The 20,822-nt window shown below is 64.5% G+C and carries 17 protein-coding genes; 9 read left to right on the top strand and 8 right to left on the bottom strand.

Going from position 1 to position 20,822, the window contains the following annotated elements; genetic code table 11:
• Positions 1-71 precede the first annotated feature (71 nt).
• The 4 genes from metX to QMG83_RS05190 all read left to right on the top strand — a co-directional run bounded on the left by metX (position 72) and on the right by QMG83_RS05190 (position 4,479).
• Complete coding sequence (metX, locus tag QMG83_RS05205; protein ID WP_283504268.1) at positions 72-1,277, top strand: homoserine O-acetyltransferase MetX; 1,206 nt, start codon at positions 72-74, stop codon at positions 1,275-1,277.
• A 103-nt stretch (positions 1,278-1,380) separates the two neighbouring features.
• On the top strand, positions 1,381-2,544 hold the full coding sequence (locus QMG83_RS05200) for a sensor histidine kinase (protein WP_283504267.1): 1,164 nt from the start codon (positions 1,381-1,383) through the stop codon (positions 2,542-2,544).
• Complete coding sequence (locus tag QMG83_RS05195) at positions 2,541-3,788, top strand: hypothetical protein (protein WP_283504266.1); 1,248 nt, start codon at positions 2,541-2,543, stop codon at positions 3,786-3,788. Before QMG83_RS05200 ends, QMG83_RS05195 begins: the two co-directional genes overlap by 4 nt.
• A 19-nt stretch (positions 3,789-3,807) precedes the next feature.
• The gene (locus QMG83_RS05190; RefSeq protein ID WP_283504265.1) at positions 3,808-4,479 is read left to right on the top strand and encodes a response regulator transcription factor; all 672 of its coding nucleotides are present in this window, start codon (positions 3,808-3,810) and stop codon (positions 4,477-4,479) included.
• On the opposite strand, the gene QMG83_RS05185 is transcribed toward QMG83_RS05190, so the two are convergent.
• From QMG83_RS05185 to QMG83_RS05170, 4 genes are all read right to left on the bottom strand, one after another.
• A complete protein-coding gene (locus QMG83_RS05185) occupies positions 4,476-5,750 on the bottom strand; it encodes an MFS transporter (RefSeq protein WP_283504538.1) in 1,275 nt (424 codons plus the stop codon). The genes QMG83_RS05190 and QMG83_RS05185 overlap by 4 nt on opposite strands.
• A gap of 117 nt (positions 5,751-5,867) precedes the next feature.
• The gene (locus tag QMG83_RS05180; protein ID WP_283504264.1) at positions 5,868-6,182 is read right to left on the bottom strand and encodes a thiamine-binding protein; all 315 of its coding nucleotides are present in this window, start codon (positions 6,180-6,182) and stop codon (positions 5,868-5,870) included.
• A 10-nt stretch (positions 6,183-6,192) separates the two neighbouring features.
• Positions 6,193-7,422, bottom strand: a complete 1,230-nt coding sequence (locus QMG83_RS05175) for a glycosyltransferase family 87 protein (RefSeq protein WP_283504263.1) — start codon at positions 7,420-7,422, stop codon at positions 6,193-6,195.
• Positions 7,423-7,476: 54 nt separating this feature from the next.
• Positions 7,477-8,319: an ADP-dependent NAD(P)H-hydrate dehydratase gene (locus QMG83_RS05170; protein ID WP_283504262.1), complete on the bottom strand. Its 843-nt coding sequence runs from the start codon at positions 8,317-8,319 to the stop codon at positions 7,477-7,479.
• Between QMG83_RS05170 and QMG83_RS05165 the strand changes: the two genes are divergently transcribed.
• Together QMG83_RS05165 and QMG83_RS05160 are read left to right on the top strand one after the other, a co-directional pair.
• Positions 8,312-8,929, top strand: coding sequence for an HAD family hydrolase (locus QMG83_RS05165; RefSeq protein WP_283504261.1), 618 nt, complete (start codon positions 8,312-8,314; stop codon positions 8,927-8,929). The two genes, QMG83_RS05170 and QMG83_RS05165, sit on opposite strands and share 8 nt — an antisense overlap.
• The gene (locus QMG83_RS05160; protein WP_283504260.1) at positions 8,926-10,005 is read left to right on the top strand and encodes an NADH:flavin oxidoreductase/NADH oxidase; all 1,080 of its coding nucleotides are present in this window, start codon (positions 8,926-8,928) and stop codon (positions 10,003-10,005) included. The genes QMG83_RS05165 and QMG83_RS05160 overlap by 4 nt, the downstream gene beginning before the upstream one ends.
• 40 nt (positions 10,006-10,045) lie before the next feature.
• Here QMG83_RS05160 and QMG83_RS05155 read toward each other — a convergent pair whose 3' ends face one another.
• From QMG83_RS05155 to guaB1, 3 genes are all read right to left on the bottom strand, one after another.
• The gene (locus QMG83_RS05155; RefSeq protein ID WP_283504259.1) at positions 10,046-11,080 is read right to left on the bottom strand and encodes a hemolysin family protein; all 1,035 of its coding nucleotides are present in this window, start codon (positions 11,078-11,080) and stop codon (positions 10,046-10,048) included.
• On the bottom strand, positions 11,080-12,405 hold the full coding sequence (locus tag QMG83_RS05150; RefSeq protein ID WP_283504258.1) for a hemolysin family protein: 1,326 nt from the start codon (positions 12,403-12,405) through the stop codon (positions 11,080-11,082). The genes QMG83_RS05155 and QMG83_RS05150 overlap by 1 nt, the downstream gene beginning before the upstream one ends.
• 95 nt (positions 12,406-12,500) lie before the next feature.
• The gene (gene guaB1, locus QMG83_RS05145; protein WP_283504257.1) at positions 12,501-13,940 is read right to left on the bottom strand and encodes a GMP reductase; all 1,440 of its coding nucleotides are present in this window, start codon (positions 13,938-13,940) and stop codon (positions 12,501-12,503) included.
• A 133-nt stretch (positions 13,941-14,073) separates the two neighbouring features.
• Between guaB1 and QMG83_RS05140 the strand changes: the two genes are divergently transcribed.
• Complete coding sequence (locus tag QMG83_RS05140) at positions 14,074-17,850, top strand: multifunctional oxoglutarate decarboxylase/oxoglutarate dehydrogenase thiamine pyrophosphate-binding subunit/dihydrolipoyllysine-residue succinyltransferase subunit (protein ID WP_283504256.1); 3,777 nt, start codon at positions 14,074-14,076, stop codon at positions 17,848-17,850.
• Positions 17,851-17,896: 46 nt separating this feature from the next.
• Here the strand turns inward: QMG83_RS05140 and QMG83_RS05135 are convergent, their stop codons facing one another.
• The gene (locus QMG83_RS05135) at positions 17,897-18,430 is read right to left on the bottom strand and encodes an RNA polymerase sigma factor (protein WP_283504255.1); all 534 of its coding nucleotides are present in this window, start codon (positions 18,428-18,430) and stop codon (positions 17,897-17,899) included.
• A gap of 217 nt (positions 18,431-18,647) precedes the next feature.
• Here QMG83_RS05135 and QMG83_RS05130 point away from each other — a divergent pair, with 217 nt between their 5' ends.
• Complete coding sequence (locus QMG83_RS05130) at positions 18,648-18,971, top strand: hypothetical protein (RefSeq protein WP_283504254.1); 324 nt, start codon at positions 18,648-18,650, stop codon at positions 18,969-18,971.
• Positions 18,958-20,790, top strand: a complete 1,833-nt coding sequence (locus QMG83_RS05125) for a dynamin family protein (RefSeq protein ID WP_283504253.1) — start codon at positions 18,958-18,960, stop codon at positions 20,788-20,790. The genes QMG83_RS05130 and QMG83_RS05125 overlap by 14 nt, the downstream gene beginning before the upstream one ends.
• Positions 20,791-20,822 lie beyond the last annotated feature (32 nt).

The following is a 20,822-nucleotide window of genomic DNA, read 5'->3' as shown; positions in this document are numbered from 1 at the left end:
TTGACCTCACCGGGGCGTCGTCGTTGTAACAAACGACGGCGCCCCGGTTTGTTCGCGATACTGGGAGGGACATGGACTGGCAAACCCCCGAAGACACCGTTCCCTCGGCATTTATTACCGAGGCCAACGCGCGCTCAGTGCTGGGCAAGCCCCCGGCCTCCGGCGCCTGGCGCGAAGGCGACCCAGCGGGCTCGCGACGGTTCCTGTCGATCGGGCACACCACCCTCGAACGTGGCGGCGTATTGCCGTCTGTACGCATCGCCTACGAGACCATCGGCACGCTCAACGCCGACTCGAGCAACGCGATCCTGATCGCCCATGCGCTGACCGGGGACAGTCATGTCGCGGGCCGGCCCGGCCCTGGGCACGCCACCGGCGGCTGGTGGAACGGTCTCGTCGGCCCCGGCAAAGCCATCGACACCGACCGGTGGTTCGTGGTCGCCCCCAACATGCTCGGCGGCTGCCAGGGCAGCACGGGACCTGCCTCATACTCCCCCGACGGTGCGGAGTGGGGTCCACGCTTTCCGTTCATCACTATTCGCGACCAGGTGGATGCCCAACTGGCGCTCACGAATGCGCTGGGCATCGATCGTTGGGCCGCGGTCATCGGCGGCTCGATGGGCGGCATGCAGTCGCTCGAGTGGGCTACGAGCTATCCGGAGCGTGTCGAGCGCGTTGCCGTGCTCGCGGCGCCCGCGTTCTCGAGCGCCGACCAGATCGCACTCAACTCGGTACAGGTCGAGGCGGTCAGGATCGATCCTGCTTTCGCGGACGGTGAGTACTACGAGGCAGCCGACGGGGACGGGCCCCACCGTGGGTTGGCGCTCGCTCGACGCATGGCACTGCTCAACTACCGGTCTTCAAGCGAGCTGAACGACCGGTTCGAACGCAGTGCGCAAAGCGAGGTCAGCCCGCTGGGCGATGGCGGACGCTACGCCGTTGAAAGCTACCTCGACTTCCACGGCAACAAGTTCACGCGACGTTTCGATGCGAACAGCTACCTCACGCTCCTCGGGGCGATGAACTCGCACGACGTCGGTCGGGGCAGAGGAGGCACGGCAGAAGCTCTCGCACGGGTGACGATGCCTGCGCTCATCCTCGCCATCGACAGCGACCGGCTCTTTCCGCCGGTCGACCAGGATCACATCGCCGCCTATGCCCCCGGCAACATTGACGGGGATCATCCTCACCTGATCTCCTCGCAATTCGGCCACGACGGTTTTCTCATCGAGGATGCGCTGGTGGGTCCTCAGATCGAGCGTCTGCTGGATCTGTGAACACGCGGCTGGCCCGAATCGACGAGCAACTGTCTCAACTCTGCTGTGACCTGCGGTGCGCCACCCCCTTTTTAGGGTCAGAATATGGAACTATGAGCGATATATGGACCTCATAGACAAGGAGCGCAACCGCCTGCTCCAGCGCACCGCCCGAGTTTTCGGCCTGAGCTTCACCGTCGTTTCCCTCGTCTGCCTTAGCCTGCCTGGCGCCGTCGATTTCGCCACATACGCGATTTGCTTCCCGCTCTACGTTGTCCTCGGTTTTTTCCAGTTCATGATGGGTCGCAGCCGCTCACTCGGCTGGGTCGTCGCGTCGTACTTCGTCGGTCTCACGATCATCGTGCTCGTCACCACGCTTCCTCTCACCAGCCCGAGCCAGTCGGCGATCTCTGCCGTCATGCAGATCGCTGGCGCCTCACTGGCCTCGGCCGCGATCGTTCTCACCATCGACACTGTGCGTCGTGTCGCCCTCGTCACCGGTTTCGTCATGGTGAGCCTGACGACCGCGCTTCTGACGCTGGCCTCCCAGCCCATCTCCCGCACACTGTCGGCGATCGTTCTTGGATGGACCGTCGCCGCCGTCATCGGCTTCTGGGTCAGTGCCGGAGTGCCACAGGTCGCTCGTAGGATCGCAAGCATCGGGCGGGCACACCGGGCAGAGCGACAGGCCAGCGAAACTGAGGCACAGCGGCGGCAGGGCGCGAGGCTCCTTCACGACACGGTTCTTGCGACCCTCACGCTGCTCGCACACTCGGGAGTCGGCGTGGCACCGGATGCCATGCGCCAGCAGTCAGCGGACGATGCGAGACTCCTGCGCCAGCTCAGGCTCGGCGCCACCCCCACCCCGCAGTCTTCGGGCAACTACAACCTCGAGAAGGTCGAGGAGACCGTCCTTGGCACCACCCTCGAGTCTGTGAAGCAGCGATTCGGCCGAATGGGCCTCGAGGTCAGCTGGCACGGTACCGGGCAGGTGCTGCTCCCCAGCGAAGTGCTCGATGCGTTCTTGCTGGCACTTGCTGAATGCCTCGAGAATGTTCGACGGCACTCCGGCGTCACCGAGGCCCACGTCACCATCACCGACGACGAAACTACGGTGAGAGCCATGATCACTGATGCCGGCGTTGGCTTCCTGCTCGATGATGTCGATTCGGCACGGCTGGGCTTCAAGGAGTCCGTGGTGGGCCGACTCAAGGAGGTTGGCGGCAGGGCGCGATTGTTCTCGTCACCCGGGTCTGGCACCACAGTGGTCCTGGAGGTGCCGCGATGACGTATTCACCCCCCGAGGAGAACACGCTCGGCGTCATCCTCGGCCGAGGCAAGCGGCGTGAAGCCGATGCCACGCGCCGCGTCATCCGGGCCGCCACTCCCCTCAGGTCCAGCCTGGGAATAGGTTTCATCGGTGTCGGAGCGATAGTCGTCTGCGGCCTGCTCACCATTTACTGCCTGATCTGGCTGGTAGCGCTCTGGGACTCGTACCCTGATCCGCTCATCGCCCTCGCTGCCTGGGTCGTTCTGATCGGTGTGCTCATCGCGACCATCATCGTGTCGCGGGCTGTCGTCGGAGAGCTGCCGAACTGGATGTTTGCGCTGTTTGTGGCGGGCCTGAGCGTCACGATCGCCCTCGACTTTTATGCGATCTGGCCGCTGAACGACATCGGCCACTACGCGACGGCGTCCGTGGCTGCCGGCGTCGCGCTCGTCAGTGTCGTCGTCACGAGGCGGGCATCCGACATCCTTGTCACTGCCGGATTTATCGGCGCTGCCTTCATCGTCTGCATCCTGCTCAACACGTCGCTCACACCGGCCAACCTCGCGCCGCAGGTGACCACCCTCGCGCTCACGGTGGTGCCAGCACTAATCGCGGTCGTGCTGGTCAGAGGTTTCCGCAGGCTGGTGCAGGTCGAACTCGACCGGGTTCTGGTGCAGAGCACGGTGTCTGCTCCCCGTTTCGCCGTCGGGATGATGGCCTCAGAAGAGCTCGCCCGACTTGACCTGGCCGCAGAGGAGCTGCTCGACTCCGTCTCGACCGGCCGCACGAAGCTTCCCCTCGACCCCAGGACAGCGTCGGTTGCTGCCTCCCTCGCCACCGAACTCAGGCTTCATCTCATCGAGGGCCGTCGGGAAACGTGGCTCTACCACGCCATCACCGAATCAGACCTGCTCGGAAAAACCGTCACCCTTGCCGATAAGGGGAGCCTCGCCGGGCTGCTCGACCCCCAGCAGCGTGATGGGCTGTTGTCTTCGGTCTGGCTTCTCATCAACGACGCCGCGAAGAGTGCAACGCGCAGCGTGCAGATCGCGGTGGGCCCCGTCACGCAATCGGTCGAGACAGGCTATGGACGAAAGATCACGATTCCCATCACGCTCACCATCACCGGCGTTTCCCGGAACAAAGTCGACCCGGCAACGTGGGAAGCTCTGGGCAAGATCGGCCAGTACAGTGACTCAACTCAGAACTCCACGCTGCGGGTAGAGATAGCCTGCCTCGTCGACAATCCAGCAGACCAGTAACCCAAACAGAGGACCTACCGTGACCGACCAGATCAAACGAATCCGTGTTGCACTCGTTGACGACCACAGGATGCTGCTCGGCGCGCTGACCGAGTGGATCACCAATGCCGCCACAGACATTGACATGGTGGTGGCGGTGCCGACCTGGCCCGAGCTGATCACGCACCCCGAGTTTCCCGTCGACGTCGTTCTTCTCGACCTCGACCTCAAAGACAACATCCCGGTCTCGCTGAAGATCAATACGCTGCGCACCACCGGCGTCAGGGTCGTGCTCATGAGCACATACTCCGAGCCGAACGTGGTACGTGAGGCCCTGGGCGCTGGAGCGCTCGGCTACCTCGTGAAGAGCGAAGACGCCGGAATGATCGTCGAGGCTATCCGCGCGGCATCCAACGGCGAGTCGTTCATCTCAGCAGAGCTTGACCTGGCCCTCAATGCGGGCGAGGTCGGGGGCTCCCCCAAGCTCAGCGCCCAGGAGCGCAGGGTCATGGCACTCTACGGCGGAGGCGAGCCGGTCAAGGCCGTCGCGTTCCAGCTCAGCATTTCCGAGGAGACCGCGAAGAGCTACCTCAAGCGAATCCGCGAGAAGTACCGCGTCGCTGGCTTTGACGTCGGCACCAAGGTGGCCCTGCGCAAGCGTGCCCTCGAGGACGGCATCCTCGTCGAGGCAGACCTGCCCCGCCAGTTCTAAGCCTGGGAGTCGCTCTCAACGAGCTCTGGGACCCCACGCCCGAAGTCGAGTTCAACCTCGGCTTCGGCGCGACGTCGCGCCGTGGAACGTTGCGCGGCGAGGCTGATGACCGCCAGCGCGACTCCCGGAACGCACAGTAGGAGTCCGACCCACGCCGGAGAGAGATAGCCGAAGCCTGCGGCGATTGTCACGCCGCCAAGCCACGCGCCGAGGCTGTTGCCGAGATTCAAGGCCGAGTGGTTGATCGCGGCGGCCAGCGTCTGACTGTCGCCCGCGACATCCATGAGCCGGGTCTGGATGGCCGGCGACAGCGCCGCCGCCGCCCCGCCCACCAGGAACACGAACACGAAGAGCCCCACCGGATGCTGGCCGGTGAGTGCGAGACCGGTGAGCGCTGCGGCAAAGACGCCAAAACAGACAAACAACGTGCCCATGATGCTGTGGTCGGCCGCCCGGCCGCCGATCAGGTTGCCGATCGTCATGCCGATACCGGCAGCGACCAGCACGAAGGGCACCATTCCCGGCTCGAGCCCCGTGACGTTCGTGGCCAGCGGTGAGATGTAGGTGTAGACCGCGAAGAAGCCGCCGAATCCCAGGGCGCCGATCAGCAGGGCCAGCCACACCTGGGGGCGCGCCAGCGCCGAGAGTTCCCGCTTCATGGTCGCGCTGCGGTCGCCGTCCTGCATCGGCACCACCAGCAGCACCGCCACGAAGGTCAGTGCGAACACTGCGGCGACCACCAGGTAGGCAATACGCCATCCGGATTGCTGCCCCAGGTAGGTGATGGAGGGAACGCCGATGACGTTGGCGATCGTGAGGCCGGAGAGCACCAGAGCGACGCCTCGACCGCGCTTGCCTGGCCCCATCAACGACGCAGCAACCAGGGCGGCGATTCCGAAATAGGCGCCGTGTGGCAATGCCGCGATGAACCGCGCAATGAGCACGAGGCCGAAGGTGGGAAGCAGCGCAGACGCGACAGTGCCGAGCACGAAGACGCCGACGCACGCGAGCAGCAATTGTTTTCGCGGGAACCGGGCCGCAAGAGCTGCGATTGTGGGGGCACCCACCACGACGCCGAGCGCGTACGCCGTGATCAGCCAGCCGGCCTGCGCATTCGCGCGCTCGTGCGATTGTGCCCACAGCGCCGGAAGCAGGTCAGACGCGAGGTTGGGCAGCAGCCCCATCGCGACGAACTCGGTGAGCCCGATTCCGAAGCCCCCGAGCGCGAGCGCCAGCAGCGCGAGACGAACACGGGTGGGGCTGAGCGGCATGACAGCCGGTGGTGAGAGTGTCACAAATGGTCCGATCGACGAGAGTGTGTGGAAGTGCACTCACCGTCGAGCCGACTTCATCCTACGGCCGAAATCACAAAATCGAAACGATTCGATTCAATCGAGATTTGCGTCGGCGATGGCACGCTCGAGTCGCTCAACCTTGCCGTTGAGTTCCCCGGTGTGACCGGGTCGGATGTCTGCCTTCAGCACGAGAGACACCCTCGTGCCATAGGCGGCCACGGCGTCGGTCGCGCGCCTAACGACGTCGAAGACCTCGTCCCACTCACCCTCGATGGTGGTGAACATCGAGTCGGTGCTGTTGGGAAGACCGGAATTGCGCACCACCTGCACGGCAGCAGCCACCGCGGCATGCACCGAATCGCCCTCGCCTGACCCTCCGCTGGGTGCTACCGAGAATGCTACGAGCATGACAACTCCTTCATAGGGTGGCCAGCGGGCGCCGGCTCGGCGATAGTACGAGCGCTCGGATGGCCCAGCCAAGCAGCACGAACTCAAGGATATTCCGCAGGGTCAGAGCCAGCAGCATCCCCGGCTGCAGCGTCACCAGATCGAAGTACAAATAGGGATAGATTACCTGCGTAAGTGCAGCAATCCCGAGCGCGATAAATGCCGGCGTTCGGAATGATCCGCCCGCCATCGCGAGCCCGAGCACGATCGGAACAGCGATCCAACCGATGAACTGGGGCGAGCCCACCTTGTTCACCGCGATGAGCGCGACCACGAGAGAAAGCGAGAGTGAGGGCAAAACCTGGGCCATGGTCGCCCCGGCCCGTACCGCCCTCACGCCGAGCGCGAGTACAACGGCCACCACGACCACCAGGAGCGGAGTCATGGCTGCCGCAGCGACATCCACACCGGCACCGGTCACCTGGTAGGTGATGATCTCGTGGTCGAAATAGACCGAAGCGCCCGGCTGCCCGGTGAAGGCAGCCCACATCCAGAATGTGGTGATGGGAGCCTCGATCTGCAGGCCTCGACCGGCTTGTTCGGTGACGAAACTGAGGATTCTGGCGCCGCCCCCGAGGATAAGCGCCAGAATCACCACGCCCGCAGACACCACCGCGCCGGCCAGCACAATTCGCCAGCGGCTGCGCGACGTCACGACGGCCGCGGCGATGAGCACGGCGGGCCAGACCTTCACCCAGGTCGCCACCGCCAGCACCACGCCGGCGAGTCTGGGCCTCGTCGAAAGCATCAGAACACCGACGACTCCGAGAGACACGGTGATCGCGTCGATGCGAGCAAGGGCGATGGGGCCCAGCGCGACCAAGAATGCGAGCCACCACCACGCCACGCGTACACGAGTGCCCGTGGCGATGACGGCGAAGGCCAGCGCGTTGACGGCAACGACCAGCGCCACCCAGGTGGCCACGTAGTGGGCAGTGCCGAATGCCGCGGCCGCGAGCATCGGCACGATGGCGAGGATGGGATAGACCCAGGCAGAGTCGATCCCCACGATGACGCCGGTGTCGAGCGCCTGCTCGACCCACTGACGGTAGACGGACGACACATCGTTCATGCCCTCATGCCGACCGAAGAGGCACAACCAGGCGAGCCACGCGTGCACCACGATGAAGCCCGCCCAGGCGGCCGGGCGACTGCCCAGGAGACGATCGACGCCGCGTAGCCGGGGCGTGGATTCCGTCATCTCGCTAGCGTAGCCCGGTCACTCTGAGCGACCGCGCGGTGGGCTGACGCTGATTCAGCCGCGCAGCAGCGCGCCGATCGTCGCCGGCACCGCGGCTGCCAGATCGAGGACGGTGAGCGGGCCACCGGCCGAGGCCCGCTCGGCCGCGAGACCATGCACCACCGCCGCCGTCGCTGCAAGCCGCGCGAGCTCGGTGGGGTCATCCTGAACCTCGCGCGAATGGGTGGCCACCAGTGCGCCGAGGATGCCGGCGAGGGCGTCGCCGGCCCCCGCCGTCGCCAGCCAGGTGGGTGCAGACGCGGCGCTCAGTGAGATGCCGGGTCCAGCGACGTACGTCGTGTGCCCCTTGAGCAGCACTGTGACGCCAAGAGCGTCTGCCGCTTTTCGCGCCCACGCCGACGGGTCAGCGGCGACATCCGAGACGTCGGCACCCAACAACCGCGCCAGTTCGCGGAAGTGTGGCGTGACCACGACCGGGCCGCCCGCCCGCGAATGAAGATCGAGCGCACCCCCGTCGAGCACGACGGGCACCGGCTGCGCCAAAGCGGCGACCATGTGTGGCAGGCTTTCGCGCTCGACGTGATCCATGCCCGAGCCCATCAGCCAGGCCTGCACTCGACCGTCGCTGATCACTGCCTCGGGCCGCCGCTGCAGCACCAGATCTGCCGCGCGCTCCGGGCCGAGGTAGCGAACCATCCCCACACCGGTGCGCAGCGCCGCCTCCACGCCGATCACGGCAGCGCCCGGGTACATGGTCGAGCCGGTGATCACCCCGAGAACCCCGCGCGAGTATTTATCGTCGTCCGTGGCGGGCACTGCGATTCGCTCCGCGGCATCCTGCACAGTCCATGACGTGTACGCACTCATAGCCTCACGATAGTTTGGTGCGATGGTCATCAGCATCCCCCGTCGCACAGTCGTCTTCGATTACGGCGAGGTGATCTCCCGTTCGCCGAGCGAAAGCGACACCAGCGCACTCCTCGCAGTCTCCGGCTGCGACGCCGAACCCTTCTGGGCGTCGTACTGGTCCCACCGCGACGGCCTTGACCAGGGCACCACGAGCATCCGCGAATATTGGGCACTGATCGCCGCAGATCTCGGCGTCACCTGGCGTGCGTCAAAGGTGCACGAACTGTGGGTCGCCGACTTCCGCAGCTGGTGGAGCATCGAGCCGGCCACAGTCGACCTCATCGAGGAGCTGCACGACGGCGGCACCAGGCTCGCGATCCTTTCCAACGCCGGGTTCGATTTTTCGAGCGGTTTTAGGTACTCCCCCATGGGGACATTCTTCGAACGGGTCTTTGTCAGCGCAGAGATGGACTCAATCAAGCCTGACCCCGCCATTTACGCGGAGGTCGCCCGCGAGCTCGGCATCCAGCTCGACGAGATGATCTTCATCGACAACAAGTCCATCAACACCGATGCTGCTGCCCTGCTCGGGGTGACGACCCACCATTTCACGAATGCGGAAGGTCTGGGCACCTTCCTGCGTTCACTACAGTCATGACCTCCCTCTTCTCCCCGCTCACGCTTCGGGGCACCACCTTCCGCAACCGACTTTGGGTTGCGCCCCTGTGCCAATACTCGGTCGAGAAGAGGGATGGGGTGCCCACGAACTGGCATCTCGTGCACCTCGGTTCATTCGCCCTCGGCGGTGCAGGACTGGTGATGACCGAGGCGACCGCGGTGAACGCCGACGGACGGATCTCGCCGCAGGACACCGGCATCTGGAACGACGAGCAGCGCGATGGCTGGGCACCCATCGCAAGCTTCATCAGGTCTCAGGGCGCTGTCGCAGGAATGCAGCTTGCCCACGCCGGACGCAAGGCATCCACCGCTCGCCAGTGGGACCACCACCGCGGCAGCTGGTCTGTCGACGACGGCGGATGGCAGACCGTCGCCCCCTCCGCCATCGCCTTCGAGGGCTACGAGACACCGCGCGCGCTTGATGCCGCCGAACTGCCGGGAATCGTGGCTGACTTCGTGGCGGGCGCCCACCGCGCCATCGATGCAGGATTCCAGTTGCTCGAGATCCACGCGGCGCACGGGTATCTTCTGCACCAGTTCCTGTCGCCCCTGTCCAATCTGCGCACCGACGAGTACGGCGGCAGCCTCGAGAACCGTGCGCGTCTGCTCGTGGAGATCGTGACCGCCATTCGTGCCGCCGTCGCCATCGAGGTGCCGATCCTCGTGCGTTTCTCTGCCACAGACTGGGCGGAGGGCGGATGGGATGAGCAGCAGACGTCTACCGTCGTGGGCTGGGTGCGCGACGCCGGGGCGGACTTCTTCGACATCTCGACCGGCGGCCTGGTGAGCGGGGCGACGATCCCGCTCAGCCCCGGCTACCAGGTGCCCTTTGCCGAATTCGTGCATGAGAACGCCGATGCTCAGGTGAGTGCCGTTGGGCTCATCACCGAGGCACGCCAGGCAAACGACATCATCGAATCGGGGCGCGCCGATGTCGTGATGATGGGTCGCGAGATGATGCGCGACCCACACTTCGCGTGGCGCGCCGCCGCCGAACTCGGGGTCGAGCTCGACTATTACCCGGCGCAATACGAGAGGGCCCGCTACAGCGTCTAGAAACGTGCCAGCGCCGAGGGAGCCTGCGACCGCGGTGAAACTAGCGTCGCCGCGTCGCGTCCTGGACCTCGCCGACGAGCTCCTCGATGATGTCCTCGAGGAATAGCACGCCCTGGGTGGAACCGCTCTCGTCGAACGCCCGAGCCACGTGCACCCCTGACCTGCGCATGGTGGCGAGGGCATCCTCGAGGTCGGATCCCCGGTAGATCGAGATCAACTGTCGGATTCGCTTCGGCAATACGGGCAGAAAGAACTCGTCTTCCTCCACGCCGATGACGTCCTTAAGGTGCAGGTAGCCGGTGGGCTCCCCCTCATCGTTGACGAGGATGTAGCGCGAGAAACCGTGCCTCGCGACGGCCTTCTCCACGTCGGCTGGAGCGGCAGCCTCGGGCAGCGTCACGATGGCGGTCATCGCGATAGCGACATCCTGAACCTTTTTTGAGGTGAACTCGAATGCGGCGTTGAGCGTGCCGCCCGCATCGGTGAGCACACCCTCCCGGGTCGACTGCGCGGCAATCGTCGCCACCTCGTCGAGGGTGAACACGCTGTTCGCCTCACTCTTCGGTTGCACTCCGACCAGCCGCAGGATCCCGTTCGCGATGGCGTTGAGCGCGACGATGATCGGACGGAAGATCGTCGCCACGAAGACGAGCGGCGGCGCGAGGATCAGCACGGCCCGATCCGGGATGGAGAACGACATGTTCTTGGGCACCATCTCGCCGAGCACCACATGAAGGAACGACACGAGTAGCAGCGCAATGATGAAGGCGATGGTACCGATCACCTCTTCGGGAAGACCGGTGAGCGCCAGCGGTATCTCGAGCAGGTGATGGATTGCCGGCTCTGACACGTTCAGGATCAGCAGTGACGCCACGGTGATGCCCAGCTGGCACGCCGCGAGCATGAGGGTGGCGTGCTCCATCGCCCACAGAGCGGTCTTGGCTGACCTCGACCCTGCTTCGGCCTTCGGTTCGATCTGCGAGCGCCTCGCCGAAATCACCGCGAATTCCGCGGCAACGAAGAAGGCATTCACCGCCAGCAGAACAAACAGCCAAACGATTCCCCATACGTCCATCAGGAGTCACTCCGGTCTGTTTTGGCCATATCTTCGGCCGGGGCCGGCGTGTAGCGCACGCGGTCGATGCGGCGCCCATCGAGTCGCTCGATGCGGAACACTCCTGCATCGATCTCGATGGTGTCCCCCACCTTCGGTAAGCGGCCAAGTTCACTCATCAGCCACCCCGCCACGGTCTCGTACGGCCCCTCCTCGGGAACCACGACCGAGGTGCGTTCGAGCAGCTCGTCTGGCCGGAGAATGCCGGGGAAGGTGAACCAATCCCGGGAGCGCACAACGTCGGCCTTCGTGCGATCGTGCTCATCGGACACTTCACCGACGAGCTCCTCGACGAGGTCTTCCAGGGTGGCCACCCCCGCGGTTCCGCCGTACTCGTCGAGCACGACGGCCATCTGGTATCCGCGACCCCTGAGCTCAGAGAGCAACGAATCCAGCTTCATCGTCTCGGGCACCCTGAGCGCGTCTGACTGGAGGGCAGATACCGGAACCTTTGATCGCTTCTTTCGCGGAACGGCAACGGCCTGCTTGACGTGAACGAACCCGACCACGTCGTCGATGCTGTCGTCCAGCACGGGGAATCGCGAAAAACCGGTGCGGCGCGCGAGGTCGATGACGTCCTGCGCGGAGTCTGTGCGGTCGATGCTCGCGAGCCTCGGTCGGGGAGTCATGACATCCTGCGCGGTGTGATCAGCGAAGGCCAGCGTTCGGGCAAGCAGGGTTGCCGTGTCACGATCGAGGCTTCCCTCGCTGGCCGAGCGTCGTACGAGCGAGATCAGTTCTTCGGCAGTTCGAGCCCCGGAAAGCTCCTCCTTCGGCTCGATTCCGATCGTGCGAAGGATGCCGTTGGCCGTGTTGTTGAGCACTGTGACGGCCGGCTTGAATACCGCAGTGAAGACCACCTGGAACGGAACAACGATTTTGGCGGTCGCCCGAGGCACGGCGAGGGCGAGGTTCTTCGGCACGAGTTCACCGATGATCATCGACAACAGCGTCGCGATGCTGATCGCGATGATCGTCGTCACGATCGGGACGACGCCATCCGGCAGGAATCCCGCGAACACCGGCGTCAGGAACACGCTGAAGGCGGGCTCGAGCGTGTAACCCGTGAGCAGAGTCGTCAGGGTGATGCCCAGCTGGGCACTCGACAGGTGGGTCGAGGTCTTCTTGAGCGCAGAGATCACGATGCCGAGTCCGCGCTCACCGCGACCCTCGCGAGACTCAAGATCTGATCGATCGAGGTTCACGAGCGCGAACTCCGAGGCGACGAAGAATCCGGTGCCGATAGTGAGCAAGATGCCGACCCCGAGAAGGATCAGTTCATTCATGCGAGACCAACGTGAGGGCGGCTACTGGGAGGGTCGTCCATTATTCGTCCAAGTGTACCGGTGAAACAGCGGCATCCGATGCGATGTTTTGCCGTCTACCAGCTGACGGGCAGCGCCTTGCCCTCCTCGTATCCGGCGGCAGACTGGATGCCCACGAGCGCTCGGTCGCGGAACTCGGCGAGGGTGGTGGCTCCCGCGTAGCTCAGGGAGCTGCGCACCCCCGAGGTGATCATGTCGATCAGGTCTTCGAGTGACGGGCGCAGCGGGTCGAGATAGATCCTGGAGCTCGAGATTCCTTCGGCAAAGAGGGTCTTGCGGGCCAGCTCGTAGGCATCGAGCCTGTCGAAACGCTCACGCACGGCCTTCGTCGACGCCATGCCCCAGCTCTCCTTGTAGGCGCGGCCATCATCGTCCCGCGCAAGCGTGCCCGGCGCTTCGATGGTGCCGGCGAACCAGGAACCGATCATGACGGATGCCGCGCCCGCCGCAAGTGCCAGCGCGACGTCACGCGGGTATCGCACACCGCCGTCTGCCCACACGTGAGCCCCGAGTTTTGTCGCCTCGGTTGCGGTTTCCAGAACGGCGGAGAACTGCGGGCGGCCCACCGCCGTCATCATGCGAGTGGTGCACATCGCCCCCGGCCCCACCCCGACCTTGATGATGGTCGCCCCAGCACCAACCAGATCACGCACCCCCGCGGCCGACACCACGTTGCCCGCCACGATGGGCAGACCGAGGTCGAGCGCGGCGACAGCGGCAATGGCTCGCACCATGCCGTCCTGGTGCCCGTGGGCCGTGTCGATGACGATCACATCTGCACCGGCCTCGGCGAGTGCGCTCGCCTTGCCGGCGACATCACCGTTTATCCCGACCGCGGCAGCAACCGAGAGGCGACCGAGAGAGTCGAGGGCCGGCGAGTAGAGAGTCGAGCGAAGAGCCCCGGTGCGGCTGAGCGTTCCCACCACGGTGCCGTTGTGCATGATCGGCGCGAAGTCGATGTCTGCCTCCACCATGAGGTCGAACGCGGCCCTCGGTCCATCGATCTCGTCGATATCGATCGACGCCAGCGCGCCGCCCAGCAGATCGCCGAGTGGCGCCTCCGGAAGCGCGTGAGCGAGCCGCTCCGCAGGAATCACGCCGAGAAACACCCCATCCTGATCGTGAATGACGATGCCGTGTCCGGATGTGGGCAGCAACTGCGAGAGAGCCGTCGCGACGGTGTCGTGCGGCGCAAGGCTGACGGCCGCGTCAAAAGCGATGGGTTGCGATTTCACCCAGCGGATCGCGGCATCCATGTCCTGAAGGTGCATGTCCTGCGGAAGCACGCCCAACCCGCCACGCCGAGCGAGGGTCGCTGCCAGGCGCGGCCCGGTGACGGAGTTCATGTTCGCCGACACGATGGGGATCGTCGCGGCGCTGCCGTCCTGGGGTGCCAGCGAAACGTCAAGCCTGCTGCCGACCGCAGATCGCGACGGCACGAGGAACACATCCGAGTATGTGAGGTCATGCGCAGGCGTGGTTTCGTAAAATTGCATGAATATAACGCTAGACCCCTCCCATTCGGGTCAGCGGGCACCGGGAAAAACAGATTAAGCTTGTCGCGGTGTGCTCCACGTTGAGCACCCCTGGATTATGACCTCAAATAGAAGCGAAAGTGGGCGGTCAGCCGTGTCAAGCCAAGTGACCGGAATCGCACCGGAGGGTGACTCCTCGGGCGAATTCGGAGCCAACGAATGGCTCGTTGACGAGATGTACGAGCTATACGTGCAAGACAAGAACCTGGTCGACAAGAGCTGGTGGCCAGTGCTGGAGAATTACCACAGCACCGTCACCTCAGAAGCGGACGCCGCCGCGGGTGCCACGGCACAACCCGCAGCGACACCAGGCGGCAGCGAAGCCCCCATGGCCGCTACGGTGACTGGAAGCGCCCCGGAAGCACCTGCCGAGCCTGGCTCAGCCAACCCGCCCACGGGCAGCCAGCCCGTCGCGAAGACGACCTCGGTGCAGGCCAAGCCACAGCCGATCCCGGCAGAGGCGCCATCGGCAGCGCCGTCAGCCGCGCCCGCAGAGGCCGAGAACACTGTTGCTGCTCTGAAGGGCGCGTCGAAGGCGCTCGCGTCCAACATGGACTCCAGCCTCACCGTGCCGACCGCCACGAGTGTGCGCACCATCCCGGCGAAGCTGATGATCGACAACCGCATTGTCATCAACAACCATCTCAAGCGTGCCCGCGGCGGCAAGGTGTCGTTCACCCACCTGATCGCGTGGGCGATCGTGCAGACGCTCAAGGAGTTCCCGAGCCAGAACGTCTACTACGACGAGCCCGAGGGCAAGCCGTCAGTCGTCACACCGGCCCACATCAACCTCGGTATCGCGATCGACATCCCTAAGCCGGATGGCACCCGCTCGCTCGTCGTTCCCGGCATCAAGCGAGCAGACACCATGGGCTTCGGCGAGTTCCTCGTCGCCTACGAAGACGTCGTGGCCCGCGGTCGCGCAAACAAGCTCACGGGCGCCGACTACGCGGGAAACACCATCTCGCTGACAAACCCGGGCGGCATCGGCACCGAGCATTCGGTACCCCGCCTCATGCGTGGCGCCGGAACGATCGTGGGCGCCGGAGCGCTCGAGTACCCCGCCCAGTTCCAGGGGGCGAGCCCCAAGACCCTGTCCGAACTGGCCATCGGCAAGACCATCACACTCACGAGCACCTACGACCACCGCGTCATCCAGGGCGCAGGCTCCGGTGAGTTCCTCAAGAAGATTCACGAACGCCTCATCGGCGAGAACCACTTCTACGAAGACATCTTCGCCGCACTGCGCATCCCGTACGACCCGATCCACTGGGCCGCAGACATTAACGTCGACACCGCGGACAGCGTCGGCAAGGTCGCCCGCGTACAGGAGCTCATCAACTCGTTCCGCGTGCGTGGTCACCTGATGGCCGACACCGATCCCCTCGAGTATCGTCAGCGCTCGCACCCCGACCTCGACATCTCGAGCCACGGCCTGACCTTCTGGGATCTGGATCGCGAGTTCGTCACCGGCGGTTTCGGCGGCAGGCGGTCTGCGTTGCTGCGCGACATCCTCGGCATGCTGCGCGACGCATACTGCCGCACGGTCGGCATCGAGTACATGCACATCCAGGACCCGGAACAGCGGCGCTGGATTCAGGAGCACGTCGAGAAGCCGTACTCCAAGCCCAGCCACGATGACCAGATGCGAATCCTGGGCAAGCTCAACGAGGCCGAAGCCTTCGAGACCTTCCTGCAGACAAAGTACGTCGGCCAGAAGCGCTTCAGCCTCGAAGGCGGCGAGTCGACCATTGCCTTGCTGGATGCCGTCATCCAGAAGGCCGCAGAAGACAACCTCGAAGAGGTCGCCATCGGCATGGCCCACCGCGGTCGACTCAGCGTTCTCACCAACATCGCTGGCAAGACGTACGGGCAGATCTTCCGTGAGTTCGAAGGCACCCAGGACCCACGCACCGTGCAGGGCTCCGGTGACGTGAAGTACCACCTCGGCACCGAGGGAACGTTCACGAGCGCCACAGGCAAGCAGATCCCCGTCTACCTCGCGGCGAACCCGTCGCACCTCGAGGCCGTCGACGGCGTGCTCGAAGGCATCGTTCGCGCCAAGCAGGACCGCCGCCCGGTCGGCTCGTACACCGTGCTGCCGATCATGGTTCACGGCGACGCCGCAATGTCTGGCCAGGGAATCGTCGTCGAGATTCTGCAGATGTCGCAGCTTCGCGCGTACCGCACCGGCGGAACCGTCCACGTGAACATCAACAACCAGGTTGGGTTCACCACCCCGCCGGCCGAAGGTCACACGTCGACGTACTCCACCGATGTGGCCAAGACCATCCAGGCGCCGATCTTCCATGTCAATGGCGATGACCCGGAGGCTGTCGTTCGCGTGGCTGAGCTCGCGTTCGCCTATCGCCAGCAGTTCCATCGTGACGTTGTGATCGACCTGGTCTGTTACCGCAGGCGCGGGCACAACGAGGGCGACGACCCGTCGATGACCCAGCCACTTATGTACAACCTCATCGAAGCCAAGCGCTCGGTCAGGACCCTGTACACCGAAGGGCTCGTCGGACGTGGCGACATCACCCAGGAAGAGTACGAGGCGAGCCACCAGGACTTCCAGGATCGCCTGGAGCGCGCGTTCGCCGAGACGCACGCCGCGCAGACCGGCTCCATGCCGGTCATCACCAGCGACGGAACACCGGCAGGAGATCTCGCCCAGCCTGCCTCGCAGCGCGAAGAGGCCGCGGGCGAACCCGCGACCACCGGGGTGGCCGAGGCCGTCATCCACCTGATCGGAGACGCCCACGCGAACCCGCCAGCCGGATTCACCGTTCACAACAAGCTGCAGGCGCTGCTCAAGAAGCGTTTCGAGATGAGCCGCAATGGTTCTGTCGACTGGGCAATGGGCGAGCTGTTCGCGCTCGGCTCGGTGCTTCTCGAGGGAACTCCCGTGCGCATGGTCGGCCAGGACACCAGGCGCGGCACATTCGTTCAGCGCCACGCCGTGCTGCACGACCGTGAGAACGGCCAAGAATGGCTGCCCCTGCTCAACCTCTCCGAGTCGCAGGCGAGACTGTGGATCTACGATTCCCTGCTCAGCGAGTACGCCGCCCTCGGGTTCGAGTACGGCTACTCGGTCGAACGACCGGACGCCCTCGTGCTCTGGGAGGCGCAGTTCGGGGACTTTGCCAACGGCGCCCAGACCGTCATCGACGAGTTCATCGCCAGTGCAGAGCAGAAGTGGAGCCAGCGCTCCAGCGTTGTCCTGCTGCTGCCGCACGGCTACGAGGGCCAGGGGCCAGACCATTCGTCTGCTCGTATCGAGCGCTACCTGCAGATGTGCGCCGAGAACAACATGACCGTCGCGCGACCGTCGACCCCGGCGTCATACTTCCACCTGCTGCGCCGCCAGGCCTACATGCGACCTCGTCGGCCGCTCATCGTTTTCACACCGAAGGCGATGCTGCGACTGCGCGGCGCAACGAGCGAACTCAGCGACTTCACTCAGGGCCGCTTCGAGCCTGTGCTGGATGACAAGAGGATCGACGACAAGTCGTCGGTCAAGCGTGTGGTGCTCACCTCCGGGAAGATCTACTACGACATCATCGCCGAGCTGGACAAGCGTGAAGAGAAGTCGATCGCTGTGGTTCGCCTCGAGCAGTTCTACCCGCTGCCCATCCAGGAGATCAACGCCGCGCTCGGTAACTACCCTGACGCGGATATCGTCTGGACGCAGGATGAGCCCGAGAACCAGGGCGCGTGGCCGTTCATCTGCCTCGAGCTCGCGCGCTACCTGAAGGGACGCACCGTCAAGGTGGCATCCCGGAGGGCCTCGGCATCCCCCGCGACCGGATCGTCCAAGCGCAGCGCACAGGAGCAGGCAGAACTGATCGAGCGGGCGCTCGCCCTGTAGTCGAAGGGCGCGAGCCGCATGGCATTTTCTGCTGTGCGCGCTCGCGCTAATTGTCGACCTGTTCAAGCATGGCGGCGGCCACTGCTGCTCTGGCGCGGCTGATGCGGGTCTTCACGGTGGCGACTAATATTCCCTGATGCTGCGCGATCTCCTCGTAGCTGAACTGCCCGTACTCCCGAAGCACGAGGGCGACCCTGAAATCTTCGGCGACACTCATGAGCGCGAATTGCACACGATCCCGGTCGGCCAACGCGTCGACGAAATCACGGGAATCGTCCTCGATCTCGATGCCGTCATCGGGGATCTCCCGGCGCTTACGCACCACAGTGAGGGCTGCATTGGCCGCGATCCGATAGATCCACGTGCCGAAGCTCGAGTCGCCCCGAAATCTGGAGAGGTTCTGCCAGATCGCGATGAGGGTATCCTGCAGGGCATCCTCCGCGTCAGCGGGGTTGCGCGTAGTACGCAGGCACACGCCCCAGAGCCGGTCCCGGTGGCGCGCCAGCAGTAGATCGAAAGCTCGGGAGTCGCCTCCTCGCGCATCCGCGAGGAGGCCCGACTCGGACTCAATGTCCGGCATGGGGCTCCCTTCGGCGGGGTGGCTGGTGCGCCTCGGGCGGGCGTAAACGAGCCAATATTCGACACGTTAGTTCATTGCTGCTTCAAATGCACCCCTCAGTTTTGCCTCAGCGGGGAGATTCTTTTCGCGCGCGGGAACTTTTCGCTCAATCCCTGCATCAGAGTGTCGTGGCGGAGTATTTCAGCTCATCGCTCGCGAACCCGGGGGGTATTTGACCATGAGTGACCAGCCAGCTGGCGACCACGACAACGACGAGCCCGTGCTGGGCGTACCACCGTCCCTGCCCGATGGCGTGTGGGAGCGACTCATGCAGGCCACCCTCGATGCGGCACCAGATGCTTCCGCAGCCGAGTTGCTCCCCGATGACTCCGCGGGCGTCGAGGATGACGGATTCGGGGACCACCCGCTGGGCGAACTGGACCACCAGAATGATGGGGCGCATCCCTCGATATTCGAGGACGGCGGTCTGGACCCGCTGGGCTACGAGCCCGATCCGCACCACGACCCCGGACTTGATGCAGGACACGATGATTCCCCCTGACACTGCCGAGGTCGGCCCCGTCACCAGCGGTCGCGTCCTGCACGGCCGGGAGGTGCTTCGGGGCGCGCGCGACATCCTCAACGCCAATGGCTATCGCGACGAGATGGTGGCGATAACCCGTCGAATGATCGATGGTGAGACGGGACTGCACTCGGTCGTCGTCGTCGGGGAGGTGAGCACGGGCAAGAGCACACTCGTCAATGCCCTGCTGGGATCTCCCGACCTGTCGCCCGTCGGGGACGGCGAGACGACAGGCACGTATCTGAACTTCGTTCCTCCAACGGATACGTTGCCAGTGGGCAGAGCGCGCGTAGAGTTCATCGCCGGCTCGCCCGTGGAGATCCCGAACACGGAACTGCACGACTGGGTGTGCGTCGGGAGTCACGCCCTGGTCTCCCCCGACGGCGATCCGCCACTCGGCGTCGTGATTTCGGCGGATAATCCAAGCCTGCCCGGCATTGTGTTGACCGACACACCGGGGACCGGGGGGCTCAACCCCGCGCACGCGAGACTCGCAATCAAGCATTCCGAGCGCGCGAGCGTGCTGCTGCTGGTCACCGATGCGAGCGGGAGGATCACACGCCCAGAACTCGACTTTCTTGCCGAGTGTGCGAATCACGTCGAGGCGATCGTGGTGGCTGTCAATCAGATTGACCTCACGGCGGGGTGGCAGGACGTCGTCGAAGAGAATCAGCGGATCCTGCTCGCCGAAGACGCGCGATACGCCGACATCGACGTCGTAGGCGTCTCGGCTTATCGAGCGCTTCAGGCAAGCCAAACAACGGAGCCGGAGCGCGCAGCGCGCCGACGAGCGTCCAGCCATATCGACGACCTTGTTGACGCCCTCGCAGCGCGCCTCGCCATCGCTGACCGCCTACCCGTCGTTCACGCCATTCGCAGCACCCAGGCACTACTTGACTTCGTGTTCTCCAACGTCACGAAGGAGGTGGAGGCTCTGATGGTCGGAACGCAGGGACTCTCCGATCTGGAGAGCGAGCTCCTGCGGATTCAAGATCTGGAATCAGACCGCAAGACATGGCGCCAGTACCTCAATCGCGACTTCCGCAGATTGCGCGCCGGCATCACGGATGAAATCCGCGATCAGCTCACCGCTTTCTCAAAGAAGTGGTCGGAGGTGATTTCACATAAACGCATGGGCATCCTGAAAGAGGATCACCAACGGATGACCCTCGATATGCATGCCGACGCGAACGTCATCATCGATGACCTGTCCTTGCTCATGGACCAGCGCATCTCGAGCGTCATCGCCGACCTGTTCCGGGAGAGCGGACTCAGTGACTTTTCGGACGAGATCCTCGAGAACAAAGATGCGATCCGCAAGGCCTCACTTTCGCAGCTCAACCCAGCAGCGACGACAGCCGGCGCACCCATCGACATCGGTGTGATGTTCTCCGGCTACACGGGATTCAATATCCTCAGCGGCTTGCTTCCCGGCTTCGGAGTGGTCGGTGCCGGCGCCATGATCGCCCTCAACCTATTCGCTAGGGGGGCGCAGCAGCGCAAGTCGGATCTGAGCGCACACTTGCGCGAAACCGTGCAGTCGATGCAGGCGGATTTGGCTGCCCAGTTCGAGAGCTATCTCATCGAGTTCGTTCCCGAGGTGGAGATCATCTTCGAACGTGAACTCAGCCGCACCATCACTGAACTGAACAAGCAGGTCAAGCTCGCCCGCTCGGCCAATAAGGGGACAGAAGAACAGCGCGACGACATGTTGAAGGAGCTCACCTTCAAGATCGAGGCGATCAACGAGCAACTGATGAGCGGCAATGCCGAGATGCAGCGCCTGCTTGGGCGGTGATCCGGGAACATTTCGACGGCGGGCGCCATCCA

The organism is Salinibacterium sp. G-O1 (genome assembly GCF_030063305.1).
Taxonomy (GTDB): Bacteria; Actinomycetota; Actinomycetes; order Actinomycetales; family Microbacteriaceae; genus Rhodoglobus.
The sequence above is the reverse complement of the archived record's forward strand: the minus strand, read 5'-3'. Positions and strand labels throughout refer to the sequence as shown.

Bases quoted from the DNA above. Each gene is read 5' to 3' on its own strand.
- metX (WP_283504268.1), top strand. From the start codon at position 72: ATGGACTGGCAAACCCCCGAAGACACCGTTCCCTCGGCATTTATTACC.
- QMG83_RS05200 (WP_283504267.1), top strand. From the start codon at position 1,381: ATGGACCTCATAGACAAGGAGCGCAACCGCCTGCTCCAGCGCACCGCC.
- QMG83_RS05195 (WP_283504266.1), top strand. From the start codon at position 2,541: ATGACGTATTCACCCCCCGAGGAGAACACGCTCGGCGTCATCCTCGGC.
- QMG83_RS05185 (WP_283504538.1), bottom strand. From the start codon at position 5,750: ATGCCGCTCAGCCCCACCCGTGTTCGTCTCGCGCTGCTGGCGCTCGCG.
- QMG83_RS05180 (WP_283504264.1), bottom strand. From the start codon at position 6,182: ATGCTCGTAGCATTCTCGGTAGCACCCAGCGGAGGGTCAGGCGAGGGC.
- QMG83_RS05175 (WP_283504263.1), bottom strand. From the start codon at position 7,422: ATGACGGAATCCACGCCCCGGCTACGCGGCGTCGATCGTCTCCTGGGC.
- QMG83_RS05165 (WP_283504261.1), top strand. From the start codon at position 8,312: ATGGTCATCAGCATCCCCCGTCGCACAGTCGTCTTCGATTACGGCGAG.
- QMG83_RS05170 (WP_283504262.1), bottom strand. From the start codon at position 8,319: ATGACCATCGCACCAAACTATCGTGAGGCTATGAGTGCGTACACGTCA.
- QMG83_RS05160 (WP_283504260.1), top strand. From the start codon at position 8,926: ATGACCTCCCTCTTCTCCCCGCTCACGCTTCGGGGCACCACCTTCCGC.
- QMG83_RS05155 (WP_283504259.1), bottom strand. From the start codon at position 11,080: ATGGACGTATGGGGAATCGTTTGGCTGTTTGTTCTGCTGGCGGTGAAT.
- QMG83_RS05150 (WP_283504258.1), bottom strand. From the start codon at position 12,405: ATGAATGAACTGATCCTTCTCGGGGTCGGCATCTTGCTCACTATCGGC.
- guaB1 (WP_283504257.1), bottom strand. From the start codon at position 13,940: ATGCAATTTTACGAAACCACGCCTGCGCATGACCTCACATACTCGGAT.
- QMG83_RS05135 (WP_283504255.1), bottom strand. From the start codon at position 18,430: ATGCCGGACATTGAGTCCGAGTCGGGCCTCCTCGCGGATGCGCGAGGA.
- QMG83_RS05130 (WP_283504254.1), top strand. From the start codon at position 18,648: ATGAGTGACCAGCCAGCTGGCGACCACGACAACGACGAGCCCGTGCTG.
- QMG83_RS05125 (WP_283504253.1), top strand. From the start codon at position 18,958: ATGATTCCCCCTGACACTGCCGAGGTCGGCCCCGTCACCAGCGGTCGC.